Annotated in this window: 13 protein-coding genes; 5 read left to right on the forward strand and 8 right to left on the reverse strand. The window is 66.5% G+C overall.

The features are described from left to right. Nucleotides 1-28: 28 nt before the first annotated feature. The 5 genes from D6M19_RS16760 to lspA are packed head-to-tail and all read right to left on the reverse strand — an operon-like array spanning nucleotide 29 to nucleotide 4,221. Nucleotides 29-1,246 (reverse strand): RNA polymerase sigma factor, encoded by a 1,218-nt coding sequence (locus tag D6M19_RS16760; protein WP_268812319.1) that lies wholly within the window; start codon nucleotides 1,244-1,246, stop codon nucleotides 29-31. Continuing rightward, nucleotides 1,231-1,740: a YciI family protein gene (locus D6M19_RS16765; protein ID WP_327389805.1), complete on the reverse strand. Its 510-nt coding sequence runs from the start codon at nucleotides 1,738-1,740 to the stop codon at nucleotides 1,231-1,233. Before D6M19_RS16765 ends, D6M19_RS16760 begins: the two co-directional genes overlap by 16 nt. Nucleotides 1,741-1,766: 26 nt before the next feature. After that, complete coding sequence (gene rarD, locus D6M19_RS16770; RefSeq protein WP_123026456.1) at nucleotides 1,767-2,678, reverse strand: EamA family transporter RarD; 912 nt, start codon at nucleotides 2,676-2,678, stop codon at nucleotides 1,767-1,769. A gap of 23 nt (nucleotides 2,679-2,701) precedes the next feature. Next, complete coding sequence (locus D6M19_RS16775) at nucleotides 2,702-3,631, reverse strand: RluA family pseudouridine synthase (RefSeq protein ID WP_123026366.1); 930 nt, start codon at nucleotides 3,629-3,631, stop codon at nucleotides 2,702-2,704. Further along, complete coding sequence (gene lspA, locus D6M19_RS16780; RefSeq protein WP_123026367.1) at nucleotides 3,631-4,221, reverse strand: signal peptidase II; 591 nt, start codon at nucleotides 4,219-4,221, stop codon at nucleotides 3,631-3,633. Before lspA ends, D6M19_RS16775 begins: the two co-directional genes overlap by 1 nt. Nucleotides 4,222-4,263: 42 nt before the next feature. Between lspA and D6M19_RS16785 the strand changes: the two genes are divergently transcribed. After that, nucleotides 4,264-5,196, forward strand: coding sequence for an asparaginase (locus tag D6M19_RS16785; RefSeq protein ID WP_123026368.1), 933 nt, complete (start codon nucleotides 4,264-4,266; stop codon nucleotides 5,194-5,196). Here D6M19_RS16785 and D6M19_RS16790 read toward each other — a convergent pair. Next, complete coding sequence (locus D6M19_RS16790; protein ID WP_123026369.1) at nucleotides 5,134-6,546, reverse strand: DNA polymerase IV; 1,413 nt, start codon at nucleotides 6,544-6,546, stop codon at nucleotides 5,134-5,136. The two genes, D6M19_RS16785 and D6M19_RS16790, sit on opposite strands and share 63 nt — an antisense overlap. A 33-nt stretch (nucleotides 6,547-6,579) precedes the next feature. On the opposite strand from D6M19_RS16790, the gene D6M19_RS16795 reads away from it, so the two are divergent. Further along, nucleotides 6,580-7,341: a ferritin-like domain-containing protein gene (locus D6M19_RS16795; protein ID WP_123026370.1), complete on the forward strand. Its 762-nt coding sequence runs from the start codon at nucleotides 6,580-6,582 to the stop codon at nucleotides 7,339-7,341. On the opposite strand, the gene ileS is transcribed toward D6M19_RS16795, so the two are convergent. Further along, nucleotides 7,338-10,445: an isoleucine--tRNA ligase gene (gene ileS / locus D6M19_RS16800; RefSeq protein ID WP_123026371.1), complete on the reverse strand. Its 3,108-nt coding sequence runs from the start codon at nucleotides 10,443-10,445 to the stop codon at nucleotides 7,338-7,340. The genes D6M19_RS16795 and ileS overlap by 4 nt on opposite strands. A gap of 232 nt (nucleotides 10,446-10,677) precedes the next feature. Next, nucleotides 10,678-11,415 (reverse strand): hypothetical protein, encoded by a 738-nt coding sequence (locus tag D6M19_RS16805; protein WP_234834896.1) that lies wholly within the window; start codon nucleotides 11,413-11,415, stop codon nucleotides 10,678-10,680. Here D6M19_RS16805 and D6M19_RS16810 point away from each other — a divergent pair. From D6M19_RS16810 to D6M19_RS16820, 3 genes are read left to right on the forward strand one after another with little or no spacing between them, the layout of a single operon-like run. Next, the gene (locus D6M19_RS16810) at nucleotides 11,409-11,759 is read left to right on the forward strand and encodes an XRE family transcriptional regulator (protein WP_123026372.1); all 351 of its coding nucleotides are present in this window, start codon (nucleotides 11,409-11,411) and stop codon (nucleotides 11,757-11,759) included. The genes D6M19_RS16805 and D6M19_RS16810 overlap by 7 nt on opposite strands. Before the next feature lie 37 nt (nucleotides 11,760-11,796). Then, nucleotides 11,797-12,525, forward strand: a complete 729-nt coding sequence (locus tag D6M19_RS16815; protein WP_123026373.1) for a hypothetical protein — start codon at nucleotides 11,797-11,799, stop codon at nucleotides 12,523-12,525. Between the two features lie 51 nt (nucleotides 12,526-12,576). Continuing rightward, a complete protein-coding gene (locus D6M19_RS16820) occupies nucleotides 12,577-14,022 on the forward strand; it encodes a type II NADH:quinone oxidoreductase NdhA (protein ID WP_123026374.1) in 1,446 nt (481 codons plus the stop codon). The last annotated feature ends 1 nt before the right edge of the window (nucleotide 14,023 follow it).

Here is a 14,023-nt window from a genome sequence, read left to right on the forward strand (position 1 = left end):
CGAGTACGGGCGTGTCGCAGTGCGTGTCTTAACGTGACAGCGAAGTTAGCTGTTCACGCAGGTAGTCGGCGACGCCCTGATCCACCGTCAGCCCGATGGCGACCCGGTACGCGTCGGCTGCGGCCTCGGTTCGGCCCGCCTCAGCGAGCAGGTGGGCGCGCGTCGACCAGGTCGGCTGGAACCGGCCGGCCGCCGGATCGGCAATGGCATCCAGCGCGCGCAAGCCCGCATCGGGGCCGTCGATCTGTCCCTCGACCGCGGCAAGCGCGACGGCCGCCCCCAGAGAGGGCGCCACCCGCACCAGGGCTCGATACAGCTTGCGCAGCGACTCCCGGTCCGTCGGCCGGGAGCAGTGCGCTGACTGAATCGCCGCCTCGTACTGGAACCGGCCCGGCCGACCGAAACCGTGGGCACGTCGCAGCAGACCCTCCCCGCGAGCGATCAGCGCGCTATCCCAGCGCGTCGCATCCTGCTCGTCGAGTGCGACGAACCGGCCCGCCAGATCGCGACGGGCGGGCTTGCGGGCCTCGGACAGGCAGACCAACGCGGCCAACCCGAGCACTTCCGGCTCGTCGGGCAGCAGTTCGGTCAACACCATGGCCAGGTGCAGCGCCTCGGCCGACAGGGTTTCGATCGGTGCGGCCTGCGGTGTCAACTGCCAGTCGATCGCATATGCGCCATAGACCGCCTCGAGCACCGCAGGAAGCCGTGCGGCGAGGTCCTCGCGCTCGGGCAGCAGGAACGGAACGCCGGCATCGCGAATGCGCTTCTTGGCTCGAACCAGGCGCTGCGCCATCGCGGCGGGTTCGATGGCGAAGGCCTGTGCGATGGCGGCCACCTGGACTCCGAGCACCGTAGCGAGCATCAGCGGCGTGCGGACATTCGCCGCGATGGCGGGATGAGCGCAGACCAGCATCAGCTCCAGCCGTCGGTCGGGTATCGCGGGCATCTCGTCGACTTCAGTTGGGCTGTAGTGGTTTTCAGAAAGTGAATCTGTCATCCGGTAGGCGTGCGACTTCCATACGTCGCGCATCCGGTTGCGGGCGACGGTGAGCACCCACGCCTCGGGATTGGCGGGGATCCCGTCGGTTGGCCACCGGTCAACCGCCCGCTCGAGGGCATCGGCGAGCGCGTCCTCGGCCGCGGCGATATCGCGGGTGGGTGCCGCCAGCAGCGCGAGCAGCCGACCGTAGGAATCACGGAACAGGTCGGCTACCCGCCGCTGGACGGTTACGGGTTGTACCAACCGCGGTCGGCGGCGTATGTCCGCGCCACCGGACGGATTTCGACCGAACCCCAACCGTTGGCAGGATTGCGTTGGGCCCATTTGATGGCCTCGTCGAGGTTGTCGACCTCGATGACGAAGATGCCGCCGAGTTTCTCCTTCGTGTCGGCGAACGGCCCGTCCTGGATCTCCGGTTCGCCGTTGCGCGCGGTCACTGTGGTGGTGGTTACCACGGAGTCGAGCACCTCGGTGGTGATCAGCACGCCGGCTGCCGTCAGGTCGTCGGCGTAAGCACCGAACGCGGCCATCGCGGGCGCCATGTCCTCTTCGGTGAGCCCGACCTCGTGGCCCTCCTGGTAGTGCATCAACAGGCAGTAACGCATGTTGTCCTCCTCGTCGTCGATTGTGACCTTGACACCGCTATGACGACTCGGGCGCTGCCGAATCGACATCCGACCGACCGGTCCGCGCAAAACATCGCGAGCCCCCATCTTCTTCTCCTTTTCGGTGGTCACCGCCCGTGCTTGGGGGTGTTCACCGACTAGGAGGAGCGAGGGCCCGGCATTCGCACACTTTCTTCGAAAGTTCGCGGTGGCTGTTGTGCGTTGCGCCGAGCCCGAACCAAGGCGTCACCGGTGAACACCGCCAACGCGAGCCAGATCAACGCGAAACCGAGCCATCGGCCGACGGGCATCGGCTCGTGCCCGACCAGCACACCCCATGCCATCTGCAGGCCGGGGTTGAGATAGAACAGCAGGCCCAACGTCACCATCGGGAGCCGTTGGGCGGCCGCCGCGAAAAGCAGTAGCGGAATCGCGGTGACCGGGCCGGCCAGCAGCAGCAACGCGGCGTGGCCAGCCCCGTAGTTGACGAAGTGCGCCTGCTCGGAGAGTTGAAGCCAGATCAGGTAGCCGACCGCGACGGGAAGCGCCCAGAGCGTCTCGACCGCCACACCAACCCTCGGGTCGGCGTCGACCACCTTCTTGATCAGCCCGTAGAGACCGAACGAGACGGCCAGGATCAGCGCCACGTAAGGCACCTCGCCCACTTCGGCAGTCAACATCGCGACGGCCGCGACCGCGAGGACAAGGGCCAGCAGCTGCCACCGGTTGAGTCGCTCGCGAAAGATGACCACGCCGAGGGCCACCGTGACGAGCGGGTTGATGAAGTAGCCGAGCGCGGCGTCGACGACATGACCGTGGGTGACGGCCCAGATGTAGGTGCCCCAGTTGACGGCGATGAGCGCCGACGCGGCAAGCAGCTGGAACCACGCGCGTGCACTGAGCCTTCGCAGGTCACCCAGCCGACGCACCACGGTGAGCAGCACAACCAGAAAGACCGCGCTCCACACGAAGCGGTGGGCGAGTATCTCAGGGGCGGTGGCAGGCAGCAACAGAAGGAAGAACCCCGGGCACAGCCCCCACCAGATGTAAGCGCCTGCACCGAACAGCAGCCCCGAACGCCGCCGCTCGTCGCTCACAGTTCGTGGTTGCGCAGTACGTCAAGGGCGTGCTGCAGGTCGGCGGGGTACGGGCTGCTGATCTCGATACGGCGGCCGTCGGCGGGATGCGCAAAGGCCAGCGATCGTGCATGTAGCCATTGCCGTTCCAGGCCAAGCTTTTTCGCGAGCACGGGATCGGCGCCGTAGGTGATGTCACCTGCGCATGGATGGTGCAGCGCGGCGAAGTGCACTCGAATCTGGTGTGTGCGGCCCGTTTCCAGTTCGATGTCGAGCAGGCTGGCCGCCTGGTGTGCTTCCAGCGTGTCGTAGTGGGTGACGCTTTGCCTGCCACCCTGGGTTACGGCGAACTTCCAGTCGTGGCCGCGGTGTCGTCCGATGGGTGCGTCGATGGTGCCGCTTGATGGATCCGGATGTCCTTGCACCAGTGCGTGATAGCGCTTCTCGACGGTGCGCTGCTTGAACGCCCGCTTGAGCAGGGTGTATGCGCGTTCAGAGAGCGCGACGACCATCACACCCGAGGTGCCGACGTCGAGGCGATGCACGATGCCCTGCCGCTCGTGGATGCCCGAGGTGGTGATCCGAAACCCCGCGGCCGCCAGCCCGCCGAGCACACTGGGCCCGTGCCAGCCGACGGTGGCGTGGGCGGCCACACCGGCTGGTTTGTCGACCGCGACGATGTCGTCATCGGAGTACAGAATCGTCATGCCCTCGATGTCGACTGGTGTGTTCTCCGGCGCCGCAGGCGCTTCGGGCAGTCGCACCTCCAGCCAGGCACCCGGCGTCAGCCGGTCGGACTTGCCGACCGGGGTCCCGTCGAGGTCGACCCCGCCCTCCTCGGCCAGGGTCGCGGCGGCGGTGCGGGACAGGCCGAGCAGCCTCGCCAGCCCGGCGTCCACGCGCATGCCCGCCAGTCCTTCGGGCACGGGCATCGAGCGGGTGTCCATCAGGAGGGTTCGGCCTCACGCCGGACGACGGACTCCGTTTCCTCCGACGTACCCTGCCCTTCGTCGTCCGGCTTGTGCCTGCCGACGGTGTCGAAGTCGAATCCGAACAGCGACAGCACAACAAGGAGGATCGCCCCGCCCACCACCGACGGATCGGCCACGTTGAACACCGGCCACCAGCCGATGGACAGGAAGTCGACGACATGACCCCGCAGTGGTCCCGGCGAGCGGAAGAACCTGTCGACCAGGTTGCCCGTCGCACCGCCGAGGATCATGCCGAGGCCGATTGCCCACCACGGTGACACCAGCCGCCTGCCCATCCAGATGATGCCAACCACCACACCGCTGGCGATCAGGGTCAGCACCCAGGTGTAACCGGTCGCCATCGAGAACGCGGCGCCGGAGTTGCGCACCAGCGTCCAGGTCACGGTGTCGCCGATGATCGAGACCGGCTGACCCGGCGTGAGCAGCTTGACGGCGAGGACTTTCGTGACGATGTCGAGCAGCAGGATGACGGCCGCCACGCTCACCAGCAGGCGGATCCGGCGTCGCGGCTTCGGCTCGGCCTCCCGGTCCGATTCATCAGTCACTCCCCCATCATTCCCCAAGCGTGTTTTTGCAATGATGGGGGTGTGAGCCGCCTCGTTGTGATCACCACCGGCGGCACGATCGCCAGCCGCGCCGATGCTGACGGCGTGAGGCGGCCGACGACCAGCGGCGCAGAGCTGGTTTCCGGGCTCGACGTCGACGTCGTGGACCTGATGTCGGTGGACAGCTCGCAGCTGACGCCCGCCGACTGGGACTCGATGCGCACGGCGGTCGCCGCGGTCGCGCAGCGATCCGATGTCGATGGCGTGGTCATCACCCACGGCACCGACACGATGGAGGAATCGGCGTTGTGGCTGGAGCTGACCTACGACGGCACCACACCCGTGGTGATCACCGGCGCGCAGCGCAGCGCCGATGCGCCGGATGCGGACGGTCCGCGGAATCTGCGTGACGCGCTGACGGTGGCGGCCAGCCCGCAGGCCGACGGGCTCGGCGTGCTGGTGAGTTTCGCCGGGGCGGTCTGGCAGCCGCTCGGCCTGCACAAGGTCGCGACGTCTGATCTCGCCGGTTTCGCAGGCATTGCGGTCGGCGCGGTTGCCGACGGCCGTTTCGAGCCGGGGACCGCCAAGGAGCGGCCGTTCCTCGGCGAGCTGGCGAGCGCGGACGCACCCCGGGTGGACATCCTCGCGGTGTACCCGGGCGCCGACGGGATGGCGATGGACGCGTGCGCCGCCGCGGGCGCCAAAGGGCTCGTCCTCGAGGCTCTCGGCTCGGGCAACGCGGGCGCCCCGGTGATCGATGCGGTGCGACGACACTGCCGCGACGGGGTGGCGGTTGCGGTGTCGACGAGAGTGCCCGGCGGTAAGGTCGGCGCCGGCTACGGGCCCGGGCGTGCGCTGGTCGACGCGGGTGCGGTGATGGTGCCGCGGCTGCGGCCCCCACAGACGAGGGTGCTACTGATCGCCGCCTTGGCGGGCGGCTCGGCCGTCGACGACGTCGTCGCCCGCTGGGGCTGACTCCGCGGCAAGTGCGTCGACGTAGTCGGGCCAGTCAAGGCTGTCGACCGGGTTGGCCCGTTGGATATCCGGGGTGTCGTCGCCGAACGTGCGGACCGGCCCTGGGCCGGTGCTGCGAGTTTCGAAACGCACCGTCATCACCCCGTGGCCTGCGCCCTGCAACCAGCCGTGCCCGTAGCTGGTGTGAACGACGTCGTCGCCGATCCGCCACGCGGGGGCTCGCTCGGCGGCCTGGCTGAGTGTCTGCGGCAATCCGGTGTCCGACATTTCCTCGGCCATCAACTCGAGGTCTGGAAACAACGACTCCTGCCGCACTTCCGACAAACCCGAAAAGCCAACGCCGACAAGGCGAATGGGGCCGATCTCGAGCGGGTCCAGCAATAGCCTGCGGGCAATCGCGATCAGCGTCGCGGCGTCTGTGGTCGCGTACGGCAGCGTTGCGGAACGGCTCAGGATGCTCATGTCGGACTTCTTCAGCTTCACCGTCACGGTGCGCGCTCCGCGACCGTCCTTCACCAGGCGGGTGTGCGCATGGTCCCCGATCGAACCCGCGGCCTCGCGCAGCTGGTCGAGGCTGGTCAGGTCTTCGGGAAACGTGGATTCGGCGCTGATCTGTTTGGCGGGCCCATTCTCGGCGACGGGGCGATCGTCGATTCCCATGGCGAGCCGGTGCAGCGCGGGCCCCACGGTGCCGCCGAGGATGTTGGCGGCTTCGGAGTCCGACAGCGCGGCCAATGCGCCGATGGTGTCGATGCCGAGCCTGTGCAGCTTCTCCTCGGCGACCGGCCCTATCCCCCAGAGCCGTCGAACGGGCAGACCGTCCAGCAGCACGCGCTCCTCGTCGTGGCGGACCACCCGGATGCCGTCGGGTTTGGCCAGCCCCGACGCGATCTTGGCGATCTGCTTGCCTGATCCGGCTCCCACAGACGCGACCAGCCCGGTCACCTCGCGGATCCTGGCCCGAAGCGCCTCGCAGAACGCCTCCACGTCCGCCGCGGTCGCGCCCGCGAGTTCGGCGGGCTCGCCGAACGCCTCGTCGAAGGACAGCTGCTCGAGGACCGGCACCGCGGCACGGACCGTGTCCAGCACGCGGCGGCTGGCCACGCCGTAGACGATGCCACGGGGCGGCAACACCACGGCGGTGGCGCCGACCATGCGGCGGGCCTGATGCATCGGCATCGCCGACCTGGCGCCGTACACCCTGGACTCGTAGCTGGCGCCGGCGACCACGCCGCGTCCGCCCAGCCCACCGACGAGCACCGGGCGTCCACGCAGCGTGGGGCGGGTCAGCTGCTCGACCGACGCGAAGAACGCGTCCATGTCGAGGTGAAGCACCCAGCGCGCGGCCACGTCTGCCGATGCTAGGGCGCTAGCCTGGCGACCATGACGCAACAGGCCGACGATCTTTCTGCTCCTCGCGTGCGCGGCGACGCCGGCATCTTCGGTTCCTGGGTGCAACATTTTGAGCAGAACGAGCACGCGCACGCGAAGGCCGATGCGGCCATCCCGTTCGCGGACCGCAGCGATATCCCCGATTCGGTGCGGAACCCGCTGATCGAATCGGTGCGGCGGTTCCAGCTCGGCGAGAGCGGTGACGGCGAACAGCTGCTGCGAAAGGCCGCGCGAGCGGGTGATCTCGAATATCTGCGCGCCGCGGAACTCTTCGTGGCAGAGGAGCAGCAGCACGCCGCGTTGCTGCTGCGACTGCTGGGCTACCTCGATGGGCAGCCCATGCGCAGACACTGGTCGGACGCGGTCTTCGTGCGGTTGCGCAGGCTGATGGGGCTGCGGACCGAGTTGATGGTGTTGACCGTCGCCGAAGTGGTAGCGCTGTCCTATTACGGTGGGCTGGCCAACGCGGGGCCCGACCGCGTCGTACGGGCGGTGGCCGCCCGCATCGTGGCCGACGAGCACCCACACGTGCGGTTCCAGGTTGACCGGTTGCGCGCAGGCTTCGCCGGATCGCGCGCCGGGGCACGCGCGCTGGCCTTCGCGTTCTGGTGGCTGACCGCGGTCGGCGCCACCGTCGTGGTGGCCTTCGACCACGGTCCGCTGCTCGACGCGATCGGCTACCGGCGCACTCGTTTCATCCGCGACGTGCTGTCCGACTTCGCGAAGGTCGTCGCCGCGGTGCTGCGCCGCTAGACCTTGGCGATCGCCACCCGCACCCCGTCACCGATGTCGCTGCCGTCGGCGGGCTCGCCGAACTCGAACGTGGTCGCCAGGATCTCCCGCGCGATCATGTCTGCGTGCGTGCGCGCCCAATCCGCGCGTTCCGCGGGCACCGCCATCACCACCGAAATACGGTCGGACACATCCAGACCCGTCGTCCTGCGCAGCTCCTGGAGTTCCCGGATGCGGTCCTTGGCCCAGCCCTCGGCTTCCAGTTCCGGCGTGACGGTGCCGTCGAGCACCACCAGGCCCGATCCCTCTGGCAGAGCCGCGGTGAACTCGGGGTCGGCGGCCACCAGCCTCGAGCTGAATTCCTCTGGCAGCAACACGGCCGGGCCCGCGGTCAGCGTGCCGTCCGGGTTGACGACACCTTCACCTGCCTTCACCGCCTTGATCGCCGCCTGCACGTCCTTGCCGATACGCGGGCCCGCTTCGCGCGCGTTGACCGTGAGCTCGAAACGCCCGTAGCTCGCGATGTCGTCGGTGAGCTCCACGTCCTTGACGTTGAGTTCGTCGGCGAGCAGATCCTTGAACGGCTCGAGGCGCTGCGGGGCCTCCACGGCGACAGTCAGTCTCAGAAGCGGCAGCCGCACTCGCAGCTTCTTCGCCTTGCGCAGCGACGATGCCGCCGACGCCACCTCACGCACCTGGTCCATGGCTGCCACCAGGTCGGCGTCGTGCGGTAGGTCACCCGACTCCGGCCAGTCGGTGAGGTGCACGGAACGCTCGCCGGTGATACCCCGCCAGATCACTTCGGTGGTCAACGGGAGCAGCGGAGCGGCCAGCCGGCCGGCCACCTCCAACACGGTGTGCAGCGTGTCGATCGCGTCGGGATCCTCTTCCCAGAACCGCGAACGAGACCGCCGCACATACCAATTCGTCAACGCTTCGGTGAACTGCCTCAGCTCGTCGCAGGCTCCGGAGATATCACACGCGTCCATCGACGCGGTCAGATCGTCGCGCAGCTGCGCGAGCTTGGCCAGGATGTAGCGATCGAGGACGTGCGTCGAGTTCGTCCGCCAGGTGCCCTTCTTCGGCGCGTAGAGCGAAAGGAAGGTGTAGGCGTTCCAGATCGGCAGCTGCACCTGCCGAACACCCTCGCGGATGCCCTGTTCGGTGACGATCAGGTTGCCGCCGCGAAGGATGGGCGACGCCATCAGAAACCACCGCATCGCATCCGAGCCGTCCCGGTCGAAAACCTCGGTGACATCGGGATAGTTACGCAACGACTTGCTCATCTTCTGACCGTCATTGCCTAGCACGATGCCGTGCGACACACAGGTTTTGAATGCCGGGCGATCGAACAGCGCGGTGGCTAGCACGTGCATCATGTAGAACCAGCCGCGGGTCTGGCCGATGTACTCCACGATGAAGTCCGCCGGGAAGTGCGAGTCGAACCAGTCGGCGTTCTCGAACGGGTAGTGCACCTGTGCGTAGGGCATCGATCCGGAGTCGAACCAGACGTCGAACACGTCAGGAATTCTGCGCATCGTGGACTTGCCGGTCGGATCGTCGGGGTTGGGCCGCGTCAGCTCGTCGATGTAGGGCCTGTGCAGGTTGTCCGGTCGGACGCCGAAGTCGCGCTCCAGCTCGTCGAGACTGCCGTAGACGTCGATGCGCGGATGAGCCGGGTCGTCGGAGGTCCACACCGGGATCGGGCTGCCCCAGTAACGGTTTCGGGAGATCGACCAGTCGCGGGCGTTGGACAGCCACTTGCCGAACTGTCCGTCCTTCACATGCTCGGGGTACCAGGTGATCTGCTGGTTGAGTTCGACCATGCGGTCCCGGAACTCGGTGACCTTGACGAACCACGACGAAACCGCGCGGTAGATCAACGGATTCCGGCACCGCCAGCAGTGCGGGTAGGAGTGTTCGTAGGTCTCGTGCCGCAACAGCACGGGCGCGTTCTGCGCGGCCGGGCCGCTCTGATTCTTCAGATCGCGGATGATCTGCGGGTTGGCGTCGAATACGTGCTGGCCGACGTAGTCGGGCACGGTCGCGTCGAACCGGCCCTTGGCGTCCACCGGCGTGACGGCGACGATGCCGGCCGGCGCTACCGTCGCCATGTCCGCTTCGCCGTATGCCGGAGACATGTGCACGATGCCGGTGCCGTCCTCGGTGGTGACGTGTTCACCGGACAGCACCTGAAAACTGTTTGGCGCGTCCATGAAATACGCGAACGGCGGCAGATAGTGCGTGCCAAGAAGCTCGTCGCCTTTGTAGGTGGCCAGGATCTCGGGTTCCTCCCCGAGCTCCCTTGCGTATGCGGCAAGTCGCGCCTTGGCCAGCACATAGCGGCGATCCGCCGCCTGCACGAGCACGTAGTCGACGTCGCGATTGACCGCCACTGCCTGGTTGGAGGGCAGGGTCCACGGTGTCGTCGTCCACACCAACAGGTACGCGTCTCGCAGCGGTCCTTCGGTGATCCGGAAGCCGACCGTGATGGCCGGGTCCTGGCGACTTTGGTAGACGTCGTCGTCCATCCGCAGTTCGTGGCTGGACAACGGCGTCTCGTCATTCCAGCAGTACGGCAACACTCGATAGCCTTCGTAGGCAAGGCCCTTGTCCCACAACTGTTTGAAGGCCCAGATCACCGACTCCATGAACGTCAGATCCAGGGTCTTGTAGTCGTTGTCGAAGTCCACCCAGCGCGCCTGGCGCGTCACGTAGGCGCGCCACTCCCGGGTGTACTTCAGCACCGACGCGCGGCAGGCATCGTTGAACTTCTCGATGCCCATCTCGTCGATCTGCGATTTGTCGGTGATGCCGAGCTGGCGCTGCACTTCCAGCTCCGCGGGCAGTCCGTGGGTGTCCCAACCGAAGCGGCGCTCGACCTTGTACCCGCGCATGGTGCGGTACCGCGGCACGATGTCCTTGACGTAGCCGGTGAGCAGGTGGCCGTAGTGCGGGAGGCCGTTGGCGAACGGAGGTCCGTCATAGAACACGTACTCCGGTGCGCCGTCGCGGCGCGAGACGCTCGCCAGGAAGGTGTCGTCGCTGTCCCAGTAGTCCAGCACGTCGGATTCGAGCGCCGGGAAGTTCGGCGCGCCGGCAGCCGGCTTCGGATAGGTCGTCACGGTCTTACGTCGTCTCCATGCCAAAACGTCGTTCATGGCACGGGGACGACGCCGCGCCGGTGCGCGAACGCCGCGGTACCACCCCGCTTGCGCACGTGAGTGCGCCGCTCGACTTGTGGCTGTGACGGGCCAACCCGTTCGGGTCTACTTGGCCAGACTCTTGGGCCTGAGCTGTTCTTCCGAAGGCTCCCCGGTGATGGCCGGATCAGCGCCGATAGGTAATTCTAGCGGCTCAGTGACCGACAGCCATCGGGGTATGCGATTGCGGCATGGCCTCCGACGTCAGCTCGATCAGAGCGAGCGGCAGCTGCTCGCTGAGTTCTTCGACGGTGTAGGAGTCGAAGCTGCGGGTGTCATACCACCAATCGAGCTGCACCAGGCCGTCGGCCCGATACGCCCGGAGCTCCAACGGATGGCGCAGCCCCGGCTCGGTGCCGAGATAGGAGAAGAAGATTTCGGACGCCGGCTGTGCGGCGAGCTTGGGTGCGGTCGAACCCGCAGAAAGGCTGCGGTGCACGGCGCCCAGCGCCTCCGTGGCCGTGGCCAGGCCGGCGGACGTGCACGAAAGGGGAATGGACCCGCTGTGGCCCGCGACGTCAACGGGAACGACACCTTCGCCGATCGTGCGGGCGATCGCTAGACCGAGAGCCGCGAGGAGGATTTCCTCGCCGGCCAGGCCAAGAGACCACTGCGCGCCGTCGAGTTCAGCGGTCAGCGTGCTGTCCAGTGTCGCGGAGATTTTCGTGAGGTCGGCGGCTTGCGGAGCATCAACAGTTACGTGGTCGGCGATTCGGAAAGGGCTGCTGGCAAATTCTGCAATCAACATGGAGCTAACAGTACGTGCGATGTCCCAAAAATGGGAGACCTCTCCCAAAAGTGTGACACCGCCGTCAATAACAGCAACCGCTTCCGGCATTCGATTGCCACTGCCCATTTGCGGGAGAAACGGGTTAAAGTAATGCGGTGCCACGTACAGATGAGAACGGTCGGCAATTGAAGGCCCTGCTCGACTACCTTCTTGACGGGGAAGTCGACGCCAAGAACATCTACGACGCGCTCGGGGTTTCTAGCAGCACGTACTACCGGCGGATCAAGGAAGATGGCTATCCAGACGCCGAGGAACTACGCCTCGTGGCCGATCGGTTCGCTCTTAGCTACCCTGACCTCCAGGTTCGATTCGGGTTGATGAGCCACCAGGAGGTGGCGAGCTACTTCGAGAACGCCAACGTGGCACTGGCAACCGTTGAGACGCGACGAGTCCGCCCGCTGAAGCTGTCTGAAATGAAGCCTCGGCAGGACGCCCCACCGCTGTAGAATTTGCTGAACCGACCTCAGCGCAAAGGCAAGTAGGATGGCCCTCGCAACACTCCTAGCGATCACGATCGCGTGCATCGGGTGGAGCCTGTGGATCCGACGGGTCACATGGACGTGCCGGTGGGAGGTCGCCGCCACCCTCAACATCGCCCTGCAGGGTGTGGCCGTGCTCTTGATGTCCCCGCTGGCTTCTGAAACCGTCGGGCACTGGCTGCACGCCCTCACCGGCAAGTGGAACCTCGAGGATTACCTCGGCCACGACTGCTACATCGTTGCGGCGTCGGCCCTCATCTACAACACTCTCGGCAGGCTGGCCGACGACGACGCCATGCAGAAGACGTTCAAGCAATACGTGGAGCGGCCCGCCACACTGTGCATCCCACTGCTGCTCGTGACATTCTCCGTCGGTAACGGGGCGCGGATCTATGCACCCGATTTCTTCACGGTTCCGACCGACTTCTGGCTGAACCTGTACTGGCTTCTTCTTTGCGGCACCCTGATCTATCTGCTGGGGTACGGCATCAGGGCCACCCTCGTGCTGCGCCGAGACCCGCGGTCAAGACGCATCGCCAACTTCTATCTGGCGTCTTCGGTCTTCGGCATCCTGGCGTGTGCCGTTCGCATCACCACCGCTTACTTGCCGGACCTGCAGACGGCGGTAGGGAGCACGCCGGTGTGGGTGTTTGCGTGCCTGTGCGGCGCCGGGTTCGCGCTGGCGTCCGCCCATTCGTGGCGGATCAAGACGAGGTGGTTCACCAGGGTCTGACCTGGCTCCTCGGGTTATCGTTGCCTCGCCGCCGAATTGGGGAGGAACGCGATGACACTGACACCGAGCTCGCGAGGAGCGGAACAGACAGCGCCATCGGAGACCACCGGGCGCCACCGCGTCGTGATCATCGGGTCCGGGTTCGGAGGGTTGACTGCGGCCAGGGCCCTTAAAGGAGCCGACGTCGACGTCACCTTGATCTCGAGGACCACCACTCACCTGTTCCAGCCGCTGCTCTACCAGGTGGCGACGGGGATTCTGTCCGAAGGCGAGATCGCGCCGACCACGCGCCTGGTGCTGCGCAAGCAGAAGAACGTGCAAGTGCTCCTCGGTGAGGTCGAAGCGATCGATCTGAAAGCCAAGACCGTCACCTCCAAGTTGATGACGATGACGACGGTGTCGCATTTCGACAGCCTCATCGTGGCGGCGGGCGCACAGCAGTCCTACTTCGGCAACGACCAGTTCGCGACGTTCGCCCCTGGCATGAAGACGATCGACGACGCGCTGGAACTGCGCGGCCGGATACTCGGGGCCTTCGAGGCAGCGGAGGTCACCACCGATCACGCTGAGCGTGAACGCAGGCTGACTTTCGTGGTGGTCGGCGCGGGACCGACAGGTGTCGAGCTGGCAGGCCAGATCGCCGAACTCGCCGATCGCACGCTGGCCGGGGCGTTTCGGACCATCAAGCCAAACGAATGCCGAGTGATTCTGCTCGAGGGAGCGGGCGCGGTGCTGCCGCCGATGGGCGAGAAACTGGGGCTGAAGGCGCAGCGGCGGCTGGAGAAGATGGGCGTCGAGGTCCAGCTCAACGCGCTGGTGACGAACGTGGACTATCAGGGCGTCACGGTAAAGGACAAGGACGGCGCCGAGCGCCGGATCGAATGTGCCTGCAAGGTGTGGTCGGCCGGTGTCCAGGCCAGCCCGCTGGGCAAGATGATCGCCGAGCAGTCCGACGGCACCGAGACCGACCGCGCGGGCCGGGTCATCATGGAGCCGGATCTGTCGGTGAAGGGCCATCCGAACGTCTTCGTCGTCGGCGACCTGATGTCGGTCCAGGGCGTACCGGGCATGGCGCAGGGCGCGATCCAGGGCGCCAAGTACGTGACCAAGCTGATCAAGCGTGAGCTCGCCGGCCACGCCGACCCGGCCAACCGCGCGCCGTTCAAGTACTTCGACAAGGGCAGCATGGCGACGATTTCGCGGTTCAGCGCGGTCGCCCAGGTCGGCAAGCTCGAATTCGGCGGCTTCATCGCGTGGCTCGCCTGGTTGGTACTGCATCTCGTGTATCTGGTCGGCTTCAAGAACCGGTTCACCACACTCATCACCTGGTTCATCACGTTCCTCGGCCACAGCCGTGGTCAGATGGCGATCACCAGCCAGATGATCTACGCCCGATTGGCGATGGACATGCTGCAAAACCAACAGAAGCTCGCGCTTCGGCAATCTCCGCTCGCCGCGGTCGAGGAGGCGGAGGAACTCGAACGAGGGGCGTCGTGAC

Source organism: Mycolicibacterium stellerae (assembly GCF_003719305.1).
GTDB lineage: Bacteria > Actinomycetota > Actinomycetes > Mycobacteriales > Mycobacteriaceae > Mycobacterium > Mycobacterium stellerae.